General features: G+C 50.8%; 18 protein-coding genes. 5 read left to right on the top strand and 13 right to left on the bottom strand.

From position 1 onward, the window contains the following. Positions 1-630 precede the first annotated feature (630 nt). The 5 genes from ACJJIT_RS07830 to ACJJIT_RS07810 all read right to left on the bottom strand — a co-directional run bounded on the left by ACJJIT_RS07830 (position 631) and on the right by ACJJIT_RS07810 (position 5047). Positions 631-846, bottom strand: a complete 216-nt coding sequence (locus ACJJIT_RS07830; RefSeq protein WP_020413094.1) for a cold-shock protein — start codon at positions 844-846, stop codon at positions 631-633. Between the two features lie 299 nt (positions 847-1145). Continuing rightward, positions 1146-2252 (bottom strand): mechanosensitive ion channel family protein, encoded by a 1107-nt coding sequence (locus ACJJIT_RS07825; RefSeq protein WP_252081958.1) that lies wholly within the window; start codon positions 2250-2252, stop codon positions 1146-1148. Positions 2253-2331: 79 nt separating this feature from the next. Further along, positions 2332-3348: a beta-N-acetylhexosaminidase gene (gene nagZ, locus ACJJIT_RS07820; protein ID WP_444900563.1), complete on the bottom strand. Its 1017-nt coding sequence runs from the start codon at positions 3346-3348 to the stop codon at positions 2332-2334. A 34-nt stretch (positions 3349-3382) separates the two neighbouring features. Beyond that, positions 3383-4015 (bottom strand): TetR/AcrR family transcriptional regulator, encoded by a 633-nt coding sequence (locus ACJJIT_RS07815; RefSeq protein WP_444884603.1) that lies wholly within the window; start codon positions 4013-4015, stop codon positions 3383-3385. A gap of 393 nt (positions 4016-4408) precedes the next feature. Further along, positions 4409-5047: an LOG family protein gene (locus ACJJIT_RS07810; RefSeq protein ID WP_252081961.1), complete on the bottom strand. Its 639-nt coding sequence runs from the start codon at positions 5045-5047 to the stop codon at positions 4409-4411. A gap of 164 nt (positions 5048-5211) precedes the next feature. On the opposite strand from ACJJIT_RS07810, the gene lexA reads away from it, so the two are divergent. Continuing rightward, a complete protein-coding gene (lexA, locus tag ACJJIT_RS07805; protein ID WP_252081962.1) occupies positions 5212-5817 on the top strand; it encodes a transcriptional repressor LexA in 606 nt (201 codons plus the stop codon). An 86-nt stretch (positions 5818-5903) separates the two neighbouring features. Here the strand turns inward: lexA and ACJJIT_RS07800 are convergent, their stop codons facing one another. From ACJJIT_RS07800 to ACJJIT_RS07785, 4 genes are all read right to left on the bottom strand, one after another. Further along, positions 5904-6158, bottom strand: coding sequence for a hypothetical protein (locus ACJJIT_RS07800; protein ID WP_152453256.1), 255 nt, complete (start codon positions 6156-6158; stop codon positions 5904-5906). Positions 6159-6261: 103 nt separating this feature from the next. Beyond that, complete coding sequence (locus tag ACJJIT_RS07795; RefSeq protein WP_444900562.1) at positions 6262-6750, bottom strand: DUF6586 family protein; 489 nt, start codon at positions 6748-6750, stop codon at positions 6262-6264. Continuing rightward, entirely contained in the window at positions 6751-9432 is a 2682-nt protein-coding gene (gene topA / locus ACJJIT_RS07790; RefSeq protein WP_444900561.1) for a type I DNA topoisomerase, read from the bottom strand. Between the two features lie 214 nt (positions 9433-9646). Continuing rightward, positions 9647-10171, bottom strand: coding sequence for a hypothetical protein (locus ACJJIT_RS07785; protein WP_252081966.1), 525 nt, complete (start codon positions 10169-10171; stop codon positions 9647-9649). Between the two features lie 146 nt (positions 10172-10317). Between ACJJIT_RS07785 and ACJJIT_RS07780 the strand changes: the two genes are divergently transcribed. Beyond that, positions 10318-10761 carry a universal stress protein gene (locus tag ACJJIT_RS07780; RefSeq protein ID WP_444884600.1) on the top strand — a complete coding sequence of 148 codons (444 nt, stop codon included), beginning with the start codon at positions 10318-10320 and terminating at the stop codon, positions 10759-10761. Positions 10762-10820: 59 nt separating this feature from the next. On the opposite strand, the gene ACJJIT_RS07775 is transcribed toward ACJJIT_RS07780, so the two are convergent. Beyond that, positions 10821-12686 (bottom strand): ATP-binding cassette domain-containing protein, encoded by a 1866-nt coding sequence (locus ACJJIT_RS07775; protein WP_444900560.1) that lies wholly within the window; start codon positions 12684-12686, stop codon positions 10821-10823. A 163-nt stretch (positions 12687-12849) separates the two neighbouring features. Between ACJJIT_RS07775 and ACJJIT_RS07770 the strand changes: the two genes are divergently transcribed. Further along, positions 12850-14853, top strand: a complete 2004-nt coding sequence (locus ACJJIT_RS07770; RefSeq protein WP_444900559.1) for a transglycosylase SLT domain-containing protein — start codon at positions 12850-12852, stop codon at positions 14851-14853. A gap of 130 nt (positions 14854-14983) precedes the next feature. Here the strand turns inward: ACJJIT_RS07770 and ACJJIT_RS07765 are convergent, their stop codons facing one another. Continuing rightward, a complete protein-coding gene (locus ACJJIT_RS07765; RefSeq protein WP_444900558.1) occupies positions 14984-15241 on the bottom strand; it encodes a glutaredoxin family protein in 258 nt (85 codons plus the stop codon). Beyond that, positions 15238-16119, bottom strand: a complete 882-nt coding sequence (locus ACJJIT_RS07760; protein ID WP_444900557.1) for an FHA domain-containing protein — start codon at positions 16117-16119, stop codon at positions 15238-15240. Before ACJJIT_RS07760 ends, ACJJIT_RS07765 begins: the two co-directional genes overlap by 4 nt. Positions 16120-16448: 329 nt before the next feature. On the opposite strand from ACJJIT_RS07760, the gene ACJJIT_RS07755 reads away from it, so the two are divergent. Together ACJJIT_RS07755 and ACJJIT_RS07750 are read left to right on the top strand one after the other, a co-directional pair. Next, positions 16449-17381 (top strand): PP2C family protein-serine/threonine phosphatase, encoded by a 933-nt coding sequence (locus ACJJIT_RS07755; RefSeq protein ID WP_444900556.1) that lies wholly within the window; start codon positions 16449-16451, stop codon positions 17379-17381. Positions 17382-17398: 17 nt separating this feature from the next. Further along, positions 17399-19735: a bifunctional serine/threonine-protein kinase/formylglycine-generating enzyme family protein gene (locus ACJJIT_RS07750; RefSeq protein ID WP_444900555.1), complete on the top strand. Its 2337-nt coding sequence runs from the start codon at positions 17399-17401 to the stop codon at positions 19733-19735. A 195-nt stretch (positions 19736-19930) separates the two neighbouring features. Here ACJJIT_RS07750 and rlmKL read toward each other — a convergent pair whose 3' ends face one another. Continuing rightward, positions 19931-22114 (bottom strand): bifunctional 23S rRNA (guanine(2069)-N(7))-methyltransferase RlmK/23S rRNA (guanine(2445)-N(2))-methyltransferase RlmL, encoded by a 2184-nt coding sequence (rlmKL, locus tag ACJJIT_RS07745; protein WP_444900904.1) that lies wholly within the window; start codon positions 22112-22114, stop codon positions 19931-19933. Positions 22115-22118 lie beyond the last annotated feature (4 nt).

Genomic DNA, 22118 nt, shown 5'->3' with positions numbered 1-22118 from the left:
TTCAAAGGGGGTATTCCATATGCAATAGCATATTTAACCAAACAAATTACACTTTCTTAAATCTATAAAAGCCGAATCGAATCCGGCATAACAGATAACACAACCAAACCAATTTGACTGCAATTTATAAAATAAAATTTTACAAAGGCAGCAACTTAACGATATCCGGCAAGAAACAAGTACAAAGACACGGAAGGCGAAGAGAAAAACTCACCCCATTATTACAACACCCTCGCTCAAGTGAAAATCACTAGAAAAGCAAAATAGCCAAATAAAATAAAAAAGCTTAATAAAGAAGCAGCGATAAAGATTTTTAAATTTATTCCGCCAGACAGAACTGAAACCCTGACTCCTAACATTAAATTGGTTTCAAGACTATTAAAGCTTCATAAATAGCCTGGAGTGCTTTCAGAAACTAAAGGCGCAGGTAATTAATACATTTCAAAATATAACGAAACTCGTGGAACGGGTCATATATGCATGCAGACCGCCATAAGACACATATTGAACCAAGCGAATGGAGAAATAGAAAAGCGAGCTGAAAAGCCCGCTTTGGAGGCGCTGGCAGAGCTGGCGGCTGGCACCGCAAACTCTACGCGACAACAGTTCTTTCAACGAGTGATCCGAAAATCACTCACAGGGAACAACATCTTCCGCCAGCAGTCCTTTGTCACCTTGTTGCATTTCGAACTCAACCGCCTGCCCCTCGTTAAGGGTTTTATAACCCTCTCCGCGAATGCTGCGATAGTGAACAAAAATATCTTCAGTTCCTTCTCCACAGGTGATGAAGCCATAACCCCGTGCGTTATTAAACCACTTCACTGTACCTGTAACGCGATCACTCATTGAGAAAACCTCATTATTGTTATTGCGCCTACCTCTATTACCTCACTGCTCAATTCGGCAAGAGGGGCAAACGCCACCCCATTGTTAACAAACTGCTCCATGCAGAATGCTATCTTGCTTCACCCTATTGAGAGTAACCCAAAGGGCGTAACCTGATTCTTAGATAAAACAGCGCCAGTGTCTAGGTTTCTATGTGAAATAAATACTACGTTTTTACCAATAGGCGTAATTAACCGTCAAAACCCCAATTAAGCGCGATATTTAAACTAAACATTTGTACCTTATCGCACTCCCAATACTCAACTGTCTAACGCGGCTTCTCGCGCTAATGAAGGAATATCGGCAATATGTACCGTCGAGGTCGGAAATGCACAAGAAGCACCATGGCGCTCAATTATATTGAGTACATTCAACAAAACATCCTGTTTGATTTCATGGTATCTCACCCACTCTGTCGTTCTGGTAAAGGTGTATATAAAGAAATCAAGGGATGAGGCTGCAAAACTATTAAAATTAACAATAAGAGTTCGGTTGGCATCTATTTCCGGGTGATGCTGTAACATTTTCTTAACATCTGCCACTATCTGCGCCATTAAATGACCATCTTCATAACGAACCCCAATAGTTTCAAAGATCCTGCGATTGAGCATTCGCGAAGGGTTCTCGACAGAAATCTGCGTGAAGACACTATTAGGCACATAAACTGGGCGCATATCAAAGGTGCGTATGCGAGTCAGGCGCCAGCCAATATCCTCTACAGTCCCCTCAATCTCCTTGTCCGGGGAGCGTATCCAATCGCCAACCGCAAAGGGGCGATCTAAGTAAATCATCAGCCCACCAAAGAAATTCGCCAGCAAGTCTTTAGCGGCAAAGCCTACCGCCAACCCCCCAATGCCACCAAAGGCCAAAACGCCGCTGACGCTATAGCCTAGGAACTGCATAATCACTATACCCGCAGTGATAGCGATCGAAGCCCGCACGAGCTTGCCGATGGCTCTAACCGTGGTGGCATCCATCGGCTTGCCAATATAGCGGGGATTGCAAAGGTTACGCTCCGCGCTGTGCGAGAAGCGCCAAGCGAACCAGGAGAGGACCAAAATAAGGCCTATCTCGCGGGCAGGCTCTGCCAGGGAGAAAATCTCTGCACCCGTCGCCTGACCCGCACGCTGGGCGGCCACCGTGAGCCCCAACAGCCAGATTAATACTTGTCCAGGAGGGGAGAGAGCCCCTACCAGCGCATCATCCCAGGGATTGACGGTCTTCTCAGCCCTGGCAGCCAGTTTTTGCACAAAGCGGCCGAAAATCCAGGCCGCCAGTGCGGAAGCTAATACAATAAGAAAAACAGAGATTATCCAAACCCGGTTATCACCCAGCCAGGACAACAGCACACTCTCTACGGACTCCACAATTCCCCCTCCGCTTATAAAACCGGCTCCAGCCGCCCATAGGTTCTTGGAGCAAGCTGCGGAAACCGGTATTTCTCAACTACTGCATTATTGAAGCTAACCAGCTGCGAGTTCTATGCCAGCGCTCACTTTTTTCGAGTTCCGCCCAGGAGGTGATTAAGGGTCTACCCCGCATGGCTTTCAGACGCTCACTCGATTCCGCTGCGGGAATAAAGTTCTGCAGCCCAGCGAGAGACTCCAAAGCCCCTGCACGGTTATTGCAGACTACGCCCATATCACAACCCGCTTCCAGAGCAGCGCGGATTCTCTCCCCATAACCACCGGCAGCTCCCGCCCCCTCCATGGACAGATCATCACTGAAGATAACCCCATTAAAACCCAGCCGTCCTCGCAAAATATCCTGTAGCCAGTAACGGGAGAAACCCACCGGCTGACTGTCTATATTGACGAAGCGAATGTGAGCGGGCATCACCGCATCCAGTTCATCGGCCCCTATGCAGTCAATAAAGGGCAAGGCATCGCTGGCCAGCACCTGCTCCAGAGAGCGCTCATCTTGAGGAAGCTCCACATGGCTGTCTTCAAGCACGTGCCCGTGTCCTGGAAAGTGCTTGCCGGTTGTAGCCATACCGGCCTCACGCATCCCTTGAATAAATGGCCTTGCAATAGCCGTCAGGTGATGGGGGTCGGGACAAAAACTGCGATCTCCAATAACTCGGCTGTGGCTGTCATCGGCATCCAATACCGGGGCGAAACTGAAATCCATCCCTACAGCCAATAACTCAGAGGCGAGCAACCAACCCACATCCTGCAACTTTACTGCTGAAGCCTCGGCGGACAGCTTTTGCATGGAAGGCAAACGCGTGAACCCCTCTCGAAAACGCTGTACTCGCCCACCCTCCTGATCAACAGCCAGCAGTATCTCTGGGCGCACAGATCGAATATCGGCAATCAGAGCTTGAATCTGATCGCGATCGCGATAATTGCGCGCAAAGAAAATCAAACCACCCACAAGTGGGTGGCGCAAAAGCTCGCAATCCTCATCAGTGAGCTTCTGCCCTTCGATATCGATCATCACCGGTCCAAGTGATGCAGGCATATTCAGTTCCTCTAAGATTCACCAGCTGCGCAGTTTAACCGGACTCCACCTTTAGCATTGCCGAAGCGGCCGGCACAAGGCGCTCCAAAGTTTCCGGCAGGCTGCTCTGAGCACCAAAATCCTCTCTCAGGATAGCCTCTATGGCATCGTAGCTCGACAAGGTGAAAATAGTGGCCCCTAACATAAAATACAGGCGCCAGTAGAAAGTCACGGGATCAACTCCCGGTAAGGCCTCGGCCAGTAGGCCTGCGAAGCGTCGGTAACTATCACCGTAACGAGACACTATAAAGCGGCGTAAGTGCCCCTGAAACTGCGTATAAGCTAGTCCCAGCAGGCGCATAAAGCGCTGAGCATCCAGCCCAAGTTGGCTCAGACTGCCCAATCCAACTCGGTATAGGCTCTCCAACAACCCTTCAACCTTAAGTGGCTGGCCAGAAGCTATGCGTCGATCCAACTCTGCTTCCAGGGCATCGGTAAATGGTGTTAGGAAACGCTCAAAGACCGCCTGAATCAACTCTTTTTTAGAACCAAAGTGGTAGTTGACCGCCGCCAGATTGACTCCGGCAGTACTCGTAATAGTCCTAAGAGATGTCTCAGTAAAGCCGCGCTCGGCAAAGAGCGCTTCGGCAGCATCCAAGATGCGGTTAACGGTATCCATCTGACTCATAGATATCAAACCACCATTTAAAACAGCTGTTTAATTTCGGCCAGAGTAGCACACTCCCCAGCTCGCTGGCGGCTTATTGCACATACAGAAAGAACGGTTGTATGGGAAATCCGACCTGGCGAATCCCCATGGGCAAAATTGGTTTGGTAAGTTGGCAGGATAAGATTTAATTACCGAAGCGACTGACCACTACCTCTTCCCATAGGCCTTAGTGCATTCCACTGCGCGGGAAGAAAGATAGAGGTGCTTACTACTATTTAGGGACGAGGCACAGCCGTAGGCTCTGTATTTGGCCTCTACTTCCTGTATTCCTGTTTTTTCTGCCTCCCCTACTCCTCGCCCTATCCGATTGTTAATTAATAAAAAAAGTAACCTAGACATCTCGAAAACTTTTTAATCCCTGGCTCGCATATATTTCATAATCAAATCTGCAGCCTCTTCTACTGCATCCACCACATGAAACAGGTCTAGATCAGCAGAGTCGATACAATTTCGTTCCAATACCGTATCTACCAGCCAATCGTACAGCCCTCCCCAATAACGCTTGCCCACCAAAACTATCGGGAATCGCCGTACTTTTTGAGTTTGTACTAATGTCAGCGCCTCAAATAATTCATCCAGCGTGCCGTAGCCCCCGGGTAAACCCACAAAGCCCACGGCATGTTTCACAAACATAAATTTACGCACAAAGAAATAGCGAAAATTCAAGCTGATATCTTGGTAAGGATTGGCTGCCTGCTCAAAAGGCAGCTCGATATTTAATCCGATTGAAGTACCAGGCTGCTCAAAAGCCCCACGATTACACGCCTCCATCAGACCCGGCCCGCCACCGGTCATCACAGGTATCCCCTCTGCTGCTAAAAGCTCCCCAAGCTTCACCCCTTGCTGATATTCCTGGCTATCTTCAGTGAAACGCGCACCGCCAAAAACTGTTACCGCCCCGTTAAGCGCAACCAAACGCTCAATTCCATCAACCAACTCAGATTGAATGCGCAGAACTCTCCAGGCTTCAGCCATTTTCGCATCAAGCATTATTGTTCTCCCTTGCTGTCAGTTCTTTCAACTATTCTTTTCATTCCTTGTTTTCTTAAACAATGTAGCAGCTGGACTACAGGCAGGTACTCAGTTTGCGAGATCCTTAAATCTGTATATAATCCCAGCAACTGTATAAAAATACAGAAACGCTAGGTAAATCTATGACCAATCTCACCGCACGCCAGACTCAAGTATTAGAGCTGATAAAAGCCTACCTGGACGACACAGGTTACCCTCCCACCCGCGCAGAAATCGCCCAAGAGCTGGGCTTTCGCTCGCCCAACGCTGCAGAGGAACACCTCAAAGCACTGGCACGAAAAGGAGCCATTGAGATGGTTGCCGGTGCCTCCCGAGGTATTCGAATTCCCGACCACCAATCGGGACTTCCCATCGTGGGGCGTGTCGCCGCAGGCAACCCTATTCTGGCAGCCGAGCATATTGAGGATTATTGCGACCTGCCCGCCAGCTTCTTCCACCCACCGGCAGATTATTTATTGCGGGTACACGGCATGAGTATGCGAAATGCCGGCATTCTCGATGGGGACCTTCTGGCAGTGCAGAAGACCGAACAAATCAGAAACGGGCAGATTGTAGTTGCGCGGATTGATGATGAAGTAACCGTTAAGCGCTTCCGCCGTAAAGGAAATCAGGCAACGGTACAACTCCTGCCTGAAAACGAAGACTTTGATACCATTCAAGTAGATATGCGAGATAAGAACTTTGTGATCGAAGGATTAGCGGTGGGCGTTATTCGCCAAACTCCGTGAGACTAAAAGATTTACCGCCAATCAAATACAATAACAGCGGCTTCTAGCCGCTGTTGTTTCACTTAATTTTTCGCCTTTACCATAGATTAGTGAATCGTATGGTTAACCGGCATCGACTCTTCCTCTTCAAAGTAACCTGGCTCCAGGTCATCGAGATTTTGCACGGCTTCTATACCCGCCTCTAACATGGCCCGGGCTACTGCTACCTTGTGCTTTCGCAAAAATTGGAGACTCTCGGCTGAGAAACGAATACTCACCAGAGGGTCCTCCTCATGGCCGGCACGGCGCAGAGCCACATCGCCATTGGCCAACTCGATAATCTCAAAAGTTTCGGAGGACATTTGCTTTCCCTTCACTGCACATCAGTTTGCGCCCAGTGTACCACAGGCAATTTAGAAGTTTCAGTGGGCGCAAAAAGATGAATAGAAAGGTAGCGGAGCCCTCTTAGCACTCCTCGAGATTGGCACGCTGTCTAAGTATCAGCTCACTGAGAGCTTTGTGCCATTTAAGCAGCGCTTCAAAAGAAAGCTCAATTGGTACTGGTCCGGCGATATTGTGGGTCGGAATAAGGTTATCAGCTTGCCCTTTTTCCTCCGCTAATGTAGGCAGCCTTAAGAGCTGGTTCCACGCGCGTAATAATTCGCTAAGCCAACTCCCTGGCTCTGAGAGCAATAACTGCAGTTCACCTACTTCAAGGCTCGCTCTCCCCTGACTGTTCAGGCTATCTAAAATAACCTTTACAGACTCCGGCTCAAAACCCAATTGCAGCTGGTGTGACAGTTCAGCCAGGAAAGCCTGATAGGCTTTCCACAGCTGCAACAAAGCACCTTCTTCCAGGGCTATTCGCTGAATAGTAGAGTCATAACTACTTGTGGCCAGCAGCTGGCTCTTACGCAATGCCGAAGTGACTAGGCCGGTATAGGGGTTACTCATTTACTTTTTTGCCGCCGCTTTCTTAGCTGCCGGCTTTTTCTTGGCCGCCGCTTCGACTTTCCAGGCGCCATCCCGGTAAAAAGCCTTCCAACCCGTGGCCTTTCCATCCTCCTCGGACTGAACATACTGCTCTTGGGTCTTACGGCTGAAACGAACTACGGTATCTCGCCCCTGATCATCCTGTGAAGGAGCCGAGAACAAGAAGCTGTACTTAGGGTCAATCTCACTTTGGTGAGGCAGTAGCTCTTTTATCAGCGGGGCACGGGTCTCACGGTTTTTCGGAAACTGGCTGGCGGCCAGGAATAATCCGGAGGCACCATCGCGGAGAATGTAATGATCCTCAACCTTCAGGCAAGCCAACTCCGGCATAGGAACCGGATCCATTTTGGGTGGCGCCGGCTGGCCATTTTTCAATAGCTTGCGGGTATTCTTACAGGCTTCGTTAGTACAGCCGAAGTATTTACCAAAACGACCTGACTTCAGCTGCATGTCGCTACCGCACTTATCACACTCAATAATCGGACCGTCGTAGCCCTTAATTTTGAACGTGCCCTGCTCTACCTCGTAACCATTACAGTCTGGGTTATTTCCGCAGATATGTAGCTTTCTCTGCTCATCAAGCAGATAACTATCCATCGCCGTGCCGCACTTGGGACAGCGGCGCTTCTCCCGCAGCTGGCGGGTTTCGGCATCTTCGTCCTTATCCGCGTCCACGGCCTCATCGCCTGAGACCAGATTCATCGTGTTGGTGCAGCGTTCCTTAGGAGGAAGCGCGTAACCGGAGCAACCAAGGAATACACCGGTAGAACCTGTGCGGATCTGCATATGGCGACCGCACTTACTGCACTCGATATCGGTATCTGTCGGCGTGTTGCGCCGCATACCCGCATCACTGGACTGAGCTTTTTCCAACCGAGAAGAGAAATCCTGATAAAACTCGTCGAGTAACTGCTTCCAACCTTTATCGCCATCGGCAACCGCATCCAGAGATTCCTCTAGGCTTGCGGTAAAACCGTAGTCCATCAGATTTTTAAAACTTTCACTGAGGCGGTCGGTGACAATATCACCCATTTTTTCCGCATAAAAACGGCGGTTCTCAAGCCGCACATAGCCCCGATCCTGAATTGTGGAAATAATAGAAGCATAGGTTGAGGGCCGGCCAATACCACGCTTTTCCAGCTCTTTCACCAGAGCGGCTTCGCTAAAACGAGCCGGAGGCTTGGTGAAATGTTGTTTCGGGTCCAGCTGCTGCAGAGACAGCTTATCGCCAACCTGAACATCAGGCAGCAGCAGATCTTCATCTTTCTTGCCCGCAGGAGGGGCAACTTTGAGAAAGCCATCAAAACGAATCACCCTGCCGCGAGCACGCAACTCAAAGTCACCGGCACTCACCACAATTGAGGTTGAAGTGTATTTTGCTGGGGTCATCTGACAGGCGACGAACTGCTGCCAAATCAGATTGTAGAGCCGCTCCGCATCCCGCTCCGCATCCCGCTCCGCACCTGAGAGCATATTGGGGGCAACACGTACATCGGAGGGACGAATTGCCTCGTGAGCCTCTTGCGCTCCCTCCTTGCTGCTATAACTAACGGGCTTTTCTGGCAGATACTTATCGCCAAAATTCTCACCGATATATTGCCGGGCCGACTCAACCGCCTCTTTACTTAGATTGGTCGAATCGGTACGCATGTATGTAATATGACCGGCTTCGTAGAGACGCTGTGCAAGGGTCATGGTTTTCTTGACACTGAAACCGAGGCGATTACTAGCCGCCTGCTGCAGTGTCGAAGTAATAAAGGGAGCACTAGGCTTGGAACTGGTAGGCTTATCGTCACGACCGCTAACAACAAACTCACTACCCTGAAGCAATTTCACCGCGCTATTCGCATCGGCTTCATTGGTGGGGCGGAAAGTTTCACCAGCTTGTTTTTTAACCTCTAGCCGCAGCTTGTTCGCTTTGCTGGTAGCGGTATCAGCGAAAAGCGTCCAGTACTCCTCAGGAATGAAAGCGCGGATCTCACGTTCGCGCTCTACCACGAGACGAACTGCCACTGACTGCACCCGGCCAGCAGAGAGTCCTCGGGCAACTTTCTCCCACAATAGTGGGGAGACCATATAGCCAACAATACGATCGAGGAATCGGCGAGCCTGCTGGGCATGAACCCGATTGATATTCAGGCGGCCGGGATCTTTGAACGCCTCCTGGATCGCGGACTTAGTGATTTCATTAAAAACCACTCGGCGATAGCGTTCGTCATTACCGCCAATTGCTTCCCGCAAGTGCCAGGCGATCGCCTCTCCCTCGCGGTCCAAATCCGTTGCCAGATAAATGTGATCAGCATTCTCAGCCAGCTTTTGCAACTCGCTAACTACTTTTTCCTTGCCTGGCAAAATTTCGTAGTGAGCCTGCCAGCTATTATCCGGGTCGATCCCCATGCGCTTGATCAGCTGCGCACGATTTTTCTTGCGCTTGTAAGCCTCTTTCGCCTCAGGGGAAAGCTTACGAGTCTCTGCCGCACGCCTTGCCCGTTCTTTTGCGTCAACGGGCTGTTTGTTGCCGCCACCGGTTGGCAAATCGCGAATATGACCGACGCTAGACTTAACAACAAAGTCCTTGCCGAGATATTTATTGATGGTTTTCGCTTTGGCCGGTGATTCGACGATGACCAGTGATTTACCCATAAGCCTTTGATTTCAAATGAAAGATTTACTGCTATCCGAAGCATTTCAGGCCCATCAATCGGGCCTACGCTGCGCGAATATATAAGCCTCAGTCAAGGCGCGGTCAAGCAAAGCTGACAACTTTTAGTGCTTATTCGCCAAATTTCACCCCCAGAAAAGGGTAAAATTGTGACAATTTTCCCTATTTGAGCAGCCCGCTAAAATGCCTGTCGCCCTAGTCTTCTGGGAGCTTAATGGGACTGATCTTGCGTACAGATTCTTCTATAAGAGGGGTGTACTCCGCCAAACTCTCAGACAGCTGCGAAAAAGCTTTGACCCCACCGTTTTCCTGCCATTGCACGCCCAATCCGACATCGGTTGCGATAATCGCACAGCAATCCGCCGGCAAGCTATCCAACAACTGGTGCAATTGCTGCCATGCTGCCTGGGGGGCTCTCACACTGTTGCCCCAATCCCAACTACCGGCAAAATTCATTTCGTGCGTAATCCGCTGGCGCTGTAGCTTCCAACCAATCTGTAGACGCTTTCTATCCTTCCACCGATAGTAATAAACCGCTGCGGTCCCCTCCCCCAAAGCTTCAGGTAAGGCTTGAATTTGCACGGTAATACCTGCCCTGGCGGCACGGCCACGCAAATCAGCCAGACGGCTGTCGCGCTGATTGGGCTTCAGCCACATCACTGGCCCCAGCACCAGGGCAATAGCAAAGCCAATTATGATTACCGGTAGCCATTCGGACATAAAAGTTCCTTGTGATGGTTTTACAAACGGCCTATTCTGCGGCGCCATATATGATCCATGTCAAACAGTTTTTTTTGCGATAGACTGAAAATAGCTGTCGTAAGAGGCCCCACTGGGCAAATAGAAAAGACAGGAGCTAATGGAAAATGGCGAAATATGAACGAATATTGGTGGGCCTGGACCTCTCGGAAGAATCCTCACAAGTACTGGAAAAAGCGGCCTCCCTCGCTGAAGCTTTCAATGCCGAAATCAGCTTGATGCATGCCATTGAGCCACTGACATTTGCCTATGGTGGGGATATCCCCATGGATTTATCAGAGGTACAGGATCAGCTGCAGAGACAGGCCAAGGAACAGCTTCACAAAGCCGCTCTACCGCTGAATATCCCCACTGAACGACAGCATGTAATTTTGGGCCAACCATCCACCGAGATACATCGCCTAGCCAAAGATCTAGAAGTCGATCTTATTGTTATCGGTAGCCATGGACGCCATGGCCTGGCTCTTCTGCTGGGCTCAACCTCTAATGGGGTTCTTCACGGCGCCAAGTGCGATGTTTTAGCTGTCAGGGTATATGTGGACGAAGAGTAAGCCCCCTCTTTCGGCGAGAGAAGGGGTGCATGGCACCACTTCTCTCCAATGCTCAAGCCTTACTCTTCGCCCCCCTCCAACTCCGACCATCGATCAAAAGCGGTCTCTAATTGAGTTTGTTTCTCCGCCAGTAAATTGAGCCGGTTTTGCACCTGGGCTTGCTCCTGTTGGTAAAAAGAAGGGTCTGCTACTTCAGCCTCTATAGCGCCAATTTCAACTTCAAGCTGTTCGATCAAGGCTGGTAAGCCATCCAGTTCACGTTGCAGCTTATAGCTGAGCTTCTTTTTCTTAACCTGAGGCTTGTCCGCTTCGACCGGCTTCGCTTTCACCTTGCCTTCGGGGACTTTTTCCTCTTTTGACTCCTGTTCAAAACTACCTCCCTGGCGAATGAAGTCCGCATAACCACCCACATACTCTCGGATACGACCATCTCCCTCGAAGGCCAGACAGGAATCCACAACATTATCGAGAAATGCACGGTCGTGACTGACTAATAACACTGTGCCTGTGAATTCCAAAAGTAACTTTTCAAGCAGCTCCAGGGTTTCTACATCCAGGTCGTTGGTCGGCTCATCGAGCACCAGAATATTGGCTGGCTGACTGAATAATTTCGCCAGAAGAGCCCTATTGCGCTCACCACCACTCAACGCACTTACCTTGGTCCGCGCTTTCAAACCGCTAAAGAGGAAATCGGATAAATAGGACATGATGTGGCGGCTTTTGCCGCCAATGGTGACAGAGTCGCGCCCTCCACCAACATTATCCAATACGGTAAGTTCAGGATTTAATTGGTCCCTGCGCTGATCAAAGTAGGCTACCTGCTGCTTTGTACCCAAACGCACCTGACCAGACTGAGACTGAAGGTCCCCGAGCAACACTCGAATTAAGGTGCTTTTACCAACTCCATTAGGACCAATCAATCCCACCTTATCACCGCGCATTAAGGTAAATGAAAGGTCGCGAATCAGGGGGGACTCATTGGGGTAGGCAAAGGTAACGTTACTAAGCTCAGCCACCAACTTACCGGATGTTTCTCCACTATCGAGAGACATTCTGGCAATGCCCTGTTGAGTTCGGCGCGCCTCTCTCTGGCGCCTGAGTCCTTGCAAGGCCCGAACCCGCCCTTCATTACGGGTGCGTCGCGCCTTGATACCCTGGCGAATCCAGGCTTCCTCCTGGGCTAGCTTTTTGTCGAATAGCGCTTCGTTCCTGGCCTCTTCTTCTAAAAGTTTCTCTTTTTCTTCCTGGTAACGCCCAAACTTGCAGCGAAAAACCCGTAGGTATCCACGATCCAAATCCCAGACTGTACTGGCCAACCGCTGCGCCAAAGCACGATCGTGGCTGACGAACAATAACGCGCCTCTAAAAGTATCGAGGAACCCTTCCAACCACTCCACAGCGGCAATATCCAAATGGTTGGTGGGCTCATCGAGAATGAGCAAATCGGGCTCTGTAACCAGTGCGCGCGCGAGAGCTGCACGGCGCTGCCAACCTCCAGAGAGATCAGCCACGGATTCATCGGGACTCAAGCCGAGGCGGTCGAGCACACTATCGACTCTAGGCAGGAGATCCCAGCCGTGCTCCGCTTCAATTTTGGCCTGTAGCTCGGCCGATGGGTCCTCCCGATAACCAGCCAATACCCCCCCTATAGGGCCCAGACCCTCGGCAACATATCGGTAGACAGAGTCGAGACAGCCTGCGGGCAACTCCTGCTCAAGGGTTGCCATAACCATCCCACTCGCGCGCACAATCTCCCCAGCATCTGGGTCCACCTGCCCCGCAATTAAACGCAACAGGCTGGACTTACCCTCTCCATTGCGGCCAACAAGGCAAATACGATCGCCCCGCTCAATTTTTGCACTGACGTTTTCAGCAAGTACCTGGGTCCCGTAACGCAGACTGACCCCATCCAATAGAAGCAACATAATTAGGCACTACAATTAACAGACCCGGTTAACATTCTCGCTAGTTAGTTGAATGAAACGAAAATTGATACTTCGGGTCCTGTGAAAAATTCGCTATTTTACGCTTTTTTGCCAAGCCGTCTCATAAACTTGCGCGACCAGACTCAACTTTGGGGTTACTGTCATGTCAGTTAGCACAAGTAGACTCTTCCAGTTTATTGCCCCTTTAATGGTCTGGATCTGCCTCAGCGCCCAGGCAGAGCCACAAGCATCATCGAAGGAGTTGTCTCAGCAAGACAAGCCAGCCACAGGTATATCCAACCAGCGCCAGCTATTACAACAAGCCAGGATAGCGATCAAATACGGCAATAAAAAACAGTTAAAGCAATTGAAAGCCAAGTTGGCGAATTACCCTCTAGTGCCCTATCTCGACTACTGGACGATCGGAAGAAAATTACGCCAATTGCCCCTAAAAGATATTGATCGCTTTCTCGTTGAGAATCAGGGAACAGCGGTGGGTGACTGGATGCGTATTAGGTTACTTAGAGAGCTGGGGCAACAGAGACAATTTCAGACCTACCTAAAATATTTTCAACCTGAGAAACACAAGCGCGCGGCACTGCGTTGCTATTATGCCGACGCACTGTTTCGCCATGGCAGCAAAGACAATGCCGATCAAGTAACCACCGAGCTCTGGCTGGTTGGGCACTCACAAGTAGAGGAGTGTGACCCAGTTTTTGCCCGCTGGAAGCGCAATGGCGGCTTAACCCAAGAAAAGATTTGGTCCCGCCATTTACTCACCCTAGAAGAGGATAACCTAGAACTCGCTTCCTATATCGCCAGGAAAATGGACAAACCCTTCCAACAAAGAGCAGCCCTGCTAAGGGAGGTGCACAAATCACCCAAGCTTCTTCTCAATTACCCCCGCTTCTTACAGTCACCGGAGCATCATAGGGAAATCATTCTGCATGGATTGCATCGATTAGCTAGGGAAGATGCAGCCGTCGCTGAACAGGCATGGCAGCGCTATAGTGCCAGCCTCCTGTTTAACGATAAGGAGCAAGCCAATATGCTCCGCCATCTGGCTCGACAATTTGCTCGTCAAGACGATACCCAGGGACTGCTACAACTGACCAAAAATCACACAATGGATGATGGATATTCCATTGAATGGCTGGCGCGGCAATCCCTGCGAGAGCTCGACTGGGAGCAGGTTGCCTTTTGGATTGATCGCCTGCCACTCGAACGGCAACAGCGCGATCGCTGGCTCTACTGGAAAGCCCGCTCACTGGAAGAACTTTATGGTAAAGCGCAGTCTGGCGCAGCCTCCCTGCTCTATCGAAAAGCTGCACGGGAACGCAGTTATTACGGTTTCCTTGCTGCCGATACCCTCGGACAAAATTACAGCTTTGTAGATCGTCCCGCGCCAATCACGCCAATTCAAGTACAGCAGATGGCCCAGCACACCGGCTTACAAAGGGCACGTGAATTGCAGGCTATTGGTGAACTATTCCATGCTCGGCGTGAGTGGAGCTACGCTACTCGGGAAATGGATCACGAGGAGCTATTAGCCGCGGGCAAAGTGGCAAGCGCATGGGGTTGGTATCACAAATCCATTCAATCTGTTCTTGCGGCAGACTACCTGGATGATCTGGAACTCCGCTTCCCCCTGGCCTTTGCCGATATTGTAGAAAGTGTAAGTGAGCAGGTTGGACGGCAGAGCACGCCTCTAGAGCCCTATATGATTTACGCAGTTGCCCGCCAGGAAAGCCACTTCAGCCACGACGCCAAATCACGGTCTGGCGCATTGGGCCTAATGCAATTGCTACCCTCTACCGCACGCGCAACGGCAAAGCGCGCCGGTGTACGCTATCGACGCAGCTGGGATCTACTAAGCCCCAAAACTAATATTGCCCTTGGCAGCTTTTACCTGAGCACCCTGTTAAATCGATTCGATAACAATCGCTTCCTCGCCGCTGCCGCTTACAACGCGGGGCCAACGCGGGTTGCCAAGTGGTTAAAGGAGACTCGTCAGCGTCTGCCACACGATGTCTGGATCGAGACGATTCCCTATAGTGAAACAAGGAATTATGTACAGAATGTACTCGCTTATACGGTAATTTATGCCTATCGGAGCGGCACCAAGCTGCAACTTCTCAAGGCGCATGAGGCAGGGAATAAACTTTAAGGTGCCTCAGAATAACCTTACAAACCTCTGCCCTAACGTTGATACCGTTTAAATAGGAATAGAGCCCCCCTTGGGCACCCGAGTCATTAGGACTTAAGGTGGGAGTTATCTCCCAATAAATGAAGGGCGCCTAACCAATTCGTTTGGCTAACCAGGCTTGCAGCTGAGATTGCTGAAAGGGCCATGCATAAGTGTCTTCAGGATCACCGAGCCCCACCACGGGTATCAAAAGACTAAAGCGCTCGAATAAATTGTCATCATCTGCAATATCTACCTCCCTTAAACGCAACCCAAACTGCTCTAGCAGGGGCCATATTTCCAGCTTGGCCTTTTCGCACAGGCTGCATCCAAGGGTGGTATAGAGCAGCAATTCACGGGACGAACTCATGAGAACACTCCCTGGTTATTAACCCAAAAATATCCGGCAGCACCGGCAACCAATAACAGAGTCAAGCCCAAGGCTTTTATAGGGATACGTGGCTGAAGTTTTTCCTCCTGGGGCTCAGCCAAACTTGGGCTCTCTTCCCGCAGCCCGGCGATAGAAGCCGAGAAGGATCTCTGAGTGACATCTTCAGCTGCCACTTCACCTGAGCCAATTTTTGGAGACTTCATAAGATGTGAAGAGATTGCAGGGCGCACTGCAGTGCGATCAAGATCATCCACAGGGCCCACAACAGAAAAACTCAACGAATCAAACCGCAGCTCATCGCCTCTTCGCACACGGCTTTCCGTGATCCGTCGACCATTGACGAATGTCCCGTTGGCCGAGCCGAGATCAATTGCGAACAGCAACCCTTCACGCACCTCCAACCTTGCATGGCGACGCGAAAGGTGTGACAAGGAAAACGTGATATCGCACTCCTCAGAGCGCCCTACCACCGCGCCCCCTTTTACAGGAAACACTTTCCCCGCTATTGCCTTGTGATTTGCTCGTAGCGCCCAGGCGGTATTTTTCGACTTGCTCGAATTAAGTTTTGTTACTTTGGGGTCAATAATTTGTAGTGTTCGAGTACCGATTGTTATCTGATCGTTCAGCTTGATTCGACAGGCTGATGCTATCGGCTTCCCATTAACCAATACATGGGAGTCTCCAGAAACATTCCCCAGGGTAAGCTGCCCCCCCTTAATCGCGATCTTTAGATGTAACTTCGCAATCGAGTCATCCGGTATACACAGATCACAACCCTGATCACGCCCCACCGTTACACCGGGAGCCACCAGCCAAACACTCTGGCCAGAATCGTTTACATCACAAAGTTTTAGCATTGATCACGCTCCTCAGCCCTAAGGAGACTGAATATAGGGCAGCCTAAATAAAGGGACTGTCCCAAGTAACAGTAAAACCTGAAAAAAATTTGCAGATTGAAGATAAAACCGAGTTTAACACGGGCAATATCATTAGCGTGTGATTGGGTTTGCAGCTTACAATGGCGCAAAGGTCTAATATCCGGCTCAGGCAGGGGTGACCAATTCAGCTGCCAATGGTGTCGTTGGGTAAAGTACACTTGCAGCACCACAAGGAAAAGACGGATCTTTGCCAAATCGGCTATCACCGTCAGTTACGATGAGAAACCATAACAGGTAGTTGCACACCAGTGAGTGAAGCCAAAGTTCGCGAGGTATCGCGGCACAGCGAAGTAGTTCAACACACCCCAAGTGCTACACGTAGCGCTGGCGCCACTCATCCCGGCTACCGGCGAGAGCAGAATGAAGATGCCTATTGGGCAGATGAAGAAAAAGGCATTTGGGTTGTCGCCGATGGTTTGGGCGGGCACCACGCCGGAGAGATTGCCAGCCAGACCGTAGTAGAAGAAATCCAACAGTGCGCGTCAACTGACCGCCACTATGAACGCGCCCTACAAAGGGCCCACGCCCTACTGCTTGGTGATGAGCACAGCACTGCCAATATGGGCTCAACCGCAGTAGTGCTCGCCGAGGAAGGCGATTACTATCACATCTATTGGGTTGGAGATAGCCGAGCTTACCTCTGGACACCGGGCGACAAAAACGGCGAACTCAGCCAACTGACAAGTGATCACTCCTATGTTCAGATGCTGATGGATTCTGGTGCCATCAACTCAGAGGAAGCCGCAACCCATCCAAATCGCCACGTTATTACCCGATGTATCGGCGGTAGTACCAACCCCAAGCTCGAAGTTGACCGGGTATCTCATCGCTGGAGCTCAGGACAAAAACTTCTACTTTGCAGCGATGGACTCAGTTCCGAAGTACCCAATGAAAAAATAAACCGGATCATCGCTGAAACCCCCAATAACCACCAAATAGTTGAGCTTCTCATAAACGCAGCCCTTGATGCCGGTGGCAAGGACAATATCACCGTTCAAATTATCGAAGCACCAGCTATCGCCCCTCCCCCAAGCTTTTCGCAAGAATCTCACAACAGCACTGCACAAAACGAAACTAATAGTGACAGCCAAAGCAATAGAAGCTGGCGACCACTTCTGGTCTTACTTGCTGCTTGCGGAGCAATTGCCGCACTGGCAGGCGGAATATTCCAGCTATTTTAACGAGGCCATAACACACCATGGAGCTCGTAAAGAGTGGCAATTCGTCGCTACAAATCCCCGGCTATCGCATTCTCCGCAAAATTAACCAGGGTGGCATGTCCACGGTATACCTAGCCATTCAGCGCAGTGTCGGTCGACAAGTGGCCCTCAAGGTTATGTCGCCGGTTCTCAATGCCGACCCAATTTTCAGTGAGCGATTTCAACGGGAAGCCAACATTGTCGGACAGCTCTCCCATCCAAATATCGTTGGCATCCATGATATTGGACGCTATCGCAGCCTTAACTATATCGCCATGGACTATATGGCTGGGGGCTCTGTTTCTGAAAGACTCGCCAAAGGGCCATTGGAGCCACTGGAAGCCCTCAATGTTGTACGCCAAATCGCCATGGCCTTGGACCACTCCCACAGCAAGGGGTATGTGCACAGGGACCTAAAACCAGAAAATATACTGTTTCGGGAGGATGGCTCTGCCGTATTGAGTGATTTTGGCGTGGCGCGCGCTGTTGCACATACCACAAGAATGACCAATAGCGGCATGGTGGTAGGCACACCACACTATATGAGCCCCGAGCAGGCCAGAGGTAATGCTATTGACGGCCGGGCCGATCTCTACAGCCTAGGTGTTGTCTTGTATGAAATGCTCACTGGTGCCGTCCCCTACCAAGCAGAGGAAGCGGTGGCTATTGCCATCAAGCACCTGACCGACCCCATCCCCAAGTTACCTGCTCGGCACGCGCTATACCAGCCGATCATTGATCGCGCCCTGGCCAAAGAGCCGGCCAAACGATTTCAACGGGGCTTGGATGTCGCAGATGCAACCGATCAGTTAGTTGCAACCCTAGCCGGCAAGCCCAGCCAGCAAATCAGCCAGTTAAACAACGCCTCTGTCGGTGTTTCCAGTTTGGCCCGTGCACTTTTTCTCACTCTGTTGAGCAGCCTCCGGGATCGCTTTATTAAAGGCTGGCAGGTGAGACTGGAAAACCCTCAGCAAGTGGACTCCGTACGTAAAGATCAGGATACCCTGGTGCGTTTACGACAGCTGGTCAGTGAACCAACAAAGCACAGGCGCCCATGGGCACTAACCGCCATCACCGCCATTACGCTACTCTTTGGCTGGAGCGTTCATAGCACTTTCAGTGGTAAGGAAACTTGGCTTAGCCAGATCACTTTATCCGACAGCGCAAGACGCCATACCTCCGATACTACGCCCAGCGCCGATCGCTCTGAAGAAGTACAAGTCAGAGATGTAGAGAAGCCTCCAGTTAAAGATCTGGTACAGACACAAGGGCAGGAGATCTCTCAAGATGATTCCATAAGCAACCAATCCTCGGATAATTCACTATCGGGCAATCTACCCACCGAAACCTCGGTTGTGATTTCACAGGAGCAACCAAACTCTGTACCAAAGTTTACATTTACGGTCAAAACTGAACCCGAAGATGCCCGCGTGCGTATTATGAATATAAGCCCGCGCTATGCACCGGGCATTCAACTAGAGCCCGGGCGATACGATGTAGAGGTCAGCAAACCCGGCTATGACCGCTATCGTGACTGGATCATTATCGAGGATCAGAACCACCAGCTTTCTGTAAAGCTACAAAAAGCCTATTTTGCCGGAAAGAAAATACGCTCCAAGCTCTCCTCCGGCGGTGAGGGCCCTCAGATGATCGTAGTAGGCCCGGGAGAATTTATGATGGGCAGCAATAAGCGCAGTAATAGCCGCCCCGAGCACCAAGTAAAAATTCCCAAACCGTTTGCCATTTCAACTCAAGAAATCACTTTTGAGGATTACGACCGCTTTGCTCTCGCCACAGGGACCAATCAGCCCAGTGACTCAGGCTGGGGCCGAGGGAGGCGACCGGTCACCAATATTACCTGGCGGGATGCACAAAAATATGTTGAGTGGCTTTCAGAGCAAACGGGACAAAAATATCGTTTGCCCAGCGAGGCCGAATGGGAATATGCAGCCCGCGCGGGCACTGACCAACCTTTCTGGTGGAAAAGCAGTGATGCAAGGGGAAAAGCCAATTGCAGGCGCGGATGTGACAGTGAATTTAACAGTCTCTTTATCACGAAAACCGGACCGGTAGCGAATTACCAAGCCAACCCTTTTGGACTATACGATACGGCCGGCAACGCGGCAGAGTGGGTGCAAGACTGTTACCAACCCGGTTACGATAAAAACCACAACACATCTGCACCACTGAAAATCAAAAACTGTCAGTTACGCAGCGTTCGCGGTGGCTCAATGCGGGACCCGTCTAGCAGAATTGGGGCAGATTATCGCAAGGGCCTCAATGAAAATAGTCGTGCAAGGGATGTAGGAATGCGGATTGTTATGGAACTTTATTGACCGACCCCAGGCTACTTTCGAAGCAAAAAATAACCCTGTTTTTCATTGGGGCTGTAGCTTTTGATTTACACCAACCAAATAGTGATACAGAAATTCTTTATAATCTAACCCAATGACTGCCAGCAGCGGTAACACCTCCCTGTGCCGCATTAACTCACTGCATCATTCAGACCCTAGGTTAGCAGCCAACTCCCACTACTTAGCCCGAACTTCCCAAACGTTGTGGATTTTAGGGTTGCGTTGAAAATCCTTATCCAACAACTGTAAAGGCCGCACGGCAAAGGCATCAGTAATCGCCACATCCATTTTAAAACTGCGCAAATTATTGGAAAAAATCAGAGTGCCCCCCGGGGCCAATAATGCCATGCATTGGCTGATCAGCTTGGCGTGGTCGCGCTGAATATCCAGCACCCCGCGCATTTTGGCCGAATTGGAAAAGCTCGGGGGATCGAGGAAGATCAGGTCGTAATGGCCTTTGCGATTTTGTTGAGCCGATGCCAACCACTGCAGGCAATCAGCTTCCACCAGCTGGTGCTTATAGGGATCTATACCATTTGCACGGAAGTTTCGCGCAGCCCAGGATTGATAGGTTTTGGACATATCCACACTGGTACTTTGCATGCTGCCACCCAAAGCAGCTTGTACAGTGGCCGTTGCGGTATAGCAAAACAGGTTGAGAAATTTCTTCCCAGAGGATATTTCGCGCAGGTGCTTTCTCACCGGACGATGGTCTAGGAACAGCCCTGTATCCAAGTAGCGCCATAAATCCACTTCCAGCTCAGCGCCGTACTCCTGCACCTGCAAGCTAGCCCTTTCGTCAACCTGTTTTTGATACTGGCCAGCGCCCTTATGGCCACCTTTATGGCTGTGGCGGCGACGCTCCTTAATACTAATTTTCCCTCTAGGCAGCTCCAAAACGGATTGCACGGCTCTCAACAGATCCCTTAACCGGTTGCGCGCCTTACCCTCATCAATACTGGCCGGCGGGCGGTACTCCTGAAGGTGAGCGTAGAGCTCCCCCTCTAAGGTGCGATATAAATCTACTGCGGCGGCGTACTCCGGTAAATCAGCATCGTAGAGCCTATAACAGTCAATAGCGTTTCTAGATGCCCACTTGCCTGTTGTGCGCAAATTTTTGCGCAATCGATTGGCCACCATTTCAGCTTCCGGGGAAAGCTTGCGTTCCTTGGGTGCGCTCTCGGCCTGCTCCCCCTGTTCGCGCACCTGAAACAACAACAACTGACTGGGGATTGAGCCGTTATACAACTGGTAGTGCTTGTGAGAGCGTAGCCCGGTGGAATATCCCAACTCAGGGTTGCCGGTAAAAATTCCCACCTGCCAACCGGGAAACTCCGCCTTTAACTGCTTACCCAACTCCGCGTAGGTTTCTCGCAGAGCCTCCTGTTCACCAAGGCGTTCACCATAGGGGGGGTTGGTCAATACCAAACCAGTATTGATCTCTCGATGACTCGGAACCTTGAATGCGGCGACCGGCCGGCAACTCACCCGCACCTGGCGCTCGAGTCCCGCCCTATCAATATTGGCTTCGGCAGCAAATAGCACCCTTGCATCGGCATCATAACCGCGAATTTCCGGCAAAGGCTTCTCCAAACCGGCAATGCGACGCTGTAGAGCCTCTTCACGAAGCTCATTCCAAATATCGCTCTGATGGTTGAGCCAGCGCTCAAAACCAAAACTCTCACGGAAGAGACCCGGAGCAATATCAGCAGCCATCATGGCCGCTTCAATCAAAATAGTGCCCGAACCACACATTGGATCCAGCAGAGCCCCGCCCTCAGCCGCAATCTGCGGCCAACGAGCGCGCAACAATAGGGCTGCAGCCAGGTTTTCCTTGAGGGGGGCAGCACCGATATGCGTTCGGTAGCCCCTTTTATGCAAGCTATCCCCACTGAGGTCTATGGCAATATCCAGCCTGTCCCGCTGCAGTCGCAAAGCCACAGTCAGGTCGGGATTGTGCTTATCAATACTCGGTCTCGCCCCGGTTTTATCACGCAAGCGATCAACGATGGCATCTTTTGTTTTTTGGGCTCCGAACTGACTATTACGGATTTCCCGATTTGTCCCCGAAAACTGCAACCACAGTTTGCCCGAAGGGCCAATATGCTCCTCCCAAGGCTGTGCAGCCACCGCCCGGTAGAGGTCTTCAGCATCACCGATGCGAACCTGATCGAGTTGCAGCAAAATCCGGTTTGCCAGGCGACTCCACAGACAGCAACGATAAGCAAGCTTCAAGGAGCCTGCAAAATGTATAGCCGCAGGCTGCTCCCGAAGGACCTTAGCCCCCAGAGACCCAAGCTCTACAGCAAGTAAGCTTTCCAATCCTTTCGGACATGTCGCAGTAAACTTAAATTCTTCTATACGT

It is taken from the genome of Microbulbifer mixtoriginis (SeqCode) (genome assembly GCF_052467515.1).
This window is presented reverse-complemented; position numbering and strand designations above follow the sequence as displayed.

Coding starts and splice junctions, on each gene's coding strand:
- ACJJIT_RS07830 (WP_020413094.1), bottom strand. CDS start 846: ATGAGTGATCGCGTTACAGGTACAGTGAAGTGGTTTAATAACGCACGG.
- nagZ (WP_444900563.1), bottom strand. CDS start 3,348: ATGCCTGCATCACTTGGACCGGTGATGATCGATATCGAAGGGCAGAAG.
- ACJJIT_RS07815 (WP_444884603.1), bottom strand. CDS start 4,015: ATGAGTCAGATGGATACCGTTAACCGCATCTTGGATGCTGCCGAAGCG.
- ACJJIT_RS07810 (WP_252081961.1), bottom strand. CDS start 5,047: ATGCTTGATGCGAAAATGGCTGAAGCCTGGAGAGTTCTGCGCATTCAA.
- lexA (WP_252081962.1), top strand. CDS start 5,212: ATGACCAATCTCACCGCACGCCAGACTCAAGTATTAGAGCTGATAAAA.
- ACJJIT_RS07800 (WP_152453256.1), bottom strand. CDS start 6,158: ATGTCCTCCGAAACTTTTGAGATTATCGAGTTGGCCAATGGCGATGTG.
- ACJJIT_RS07795 (WP_444900562.1), bottom strand. CDS start 6,750: ATGAGTAACCCCTATACCGGCCTAGTCACTTCGGCATTGCGTAAGAGC.
- topA (WP_444900561.1), bottom strand. CDS start 9,432: ATGGGTAAATCACTGGTCATCGTCGAATCACCGGCCAAAGCGAAAACC.
- ACJJIT_RS07785 (WP_252081966.1), bottom strand. CDS start 10,171: ATGTCCGAATGGCTACCGGTAATCATAATTGGCTTTGCTATTGCCCTG.
- ACJJIT_RS07780 (WP_444884600.1), top strand. CDS start 10,318: ATGGCGAAATATGAACGAATATTGGTGGGCCTGGACCTCTCGGAAGAA.
- ACJJIT_RS07775 (WP_444900560.1), bottom strand. CDS start 12,686: ATGTTGCTTCTATTGGATGGGGTCAGTCTGCGTTACGGGACCCAGGTA.
- ACJJIT_RS07770 (WP_444900559.1), top strand. CDS start 12,850: ATGTCAGTTAGCACAAGTAGACTCTTCCAGTTTATTGCCCCTTTAATG.
- ACJJIT_RS07765 (WP_444900558.1), bottom strand. CDS start 15,241: ATGAGTTCGTCCCGTGAATTGCTGCTCTATACCACCCTTGGATGCAGC.
- ACJJIT_RS07760 (WP_444900557.1), bottom strand. CDS start 16,119: ATGCTAAAACTTTGTGATGTAAACGATTCTGGCCAGAGTGTTTGGCTG.
- ACJJIT_RS07750 (WP_444900555.1), top strand. CDS start 17,399: ATGGAGCTCGTAAAGAGTGGCAATTCGTCGCTACAAATCCCCGGCTAT.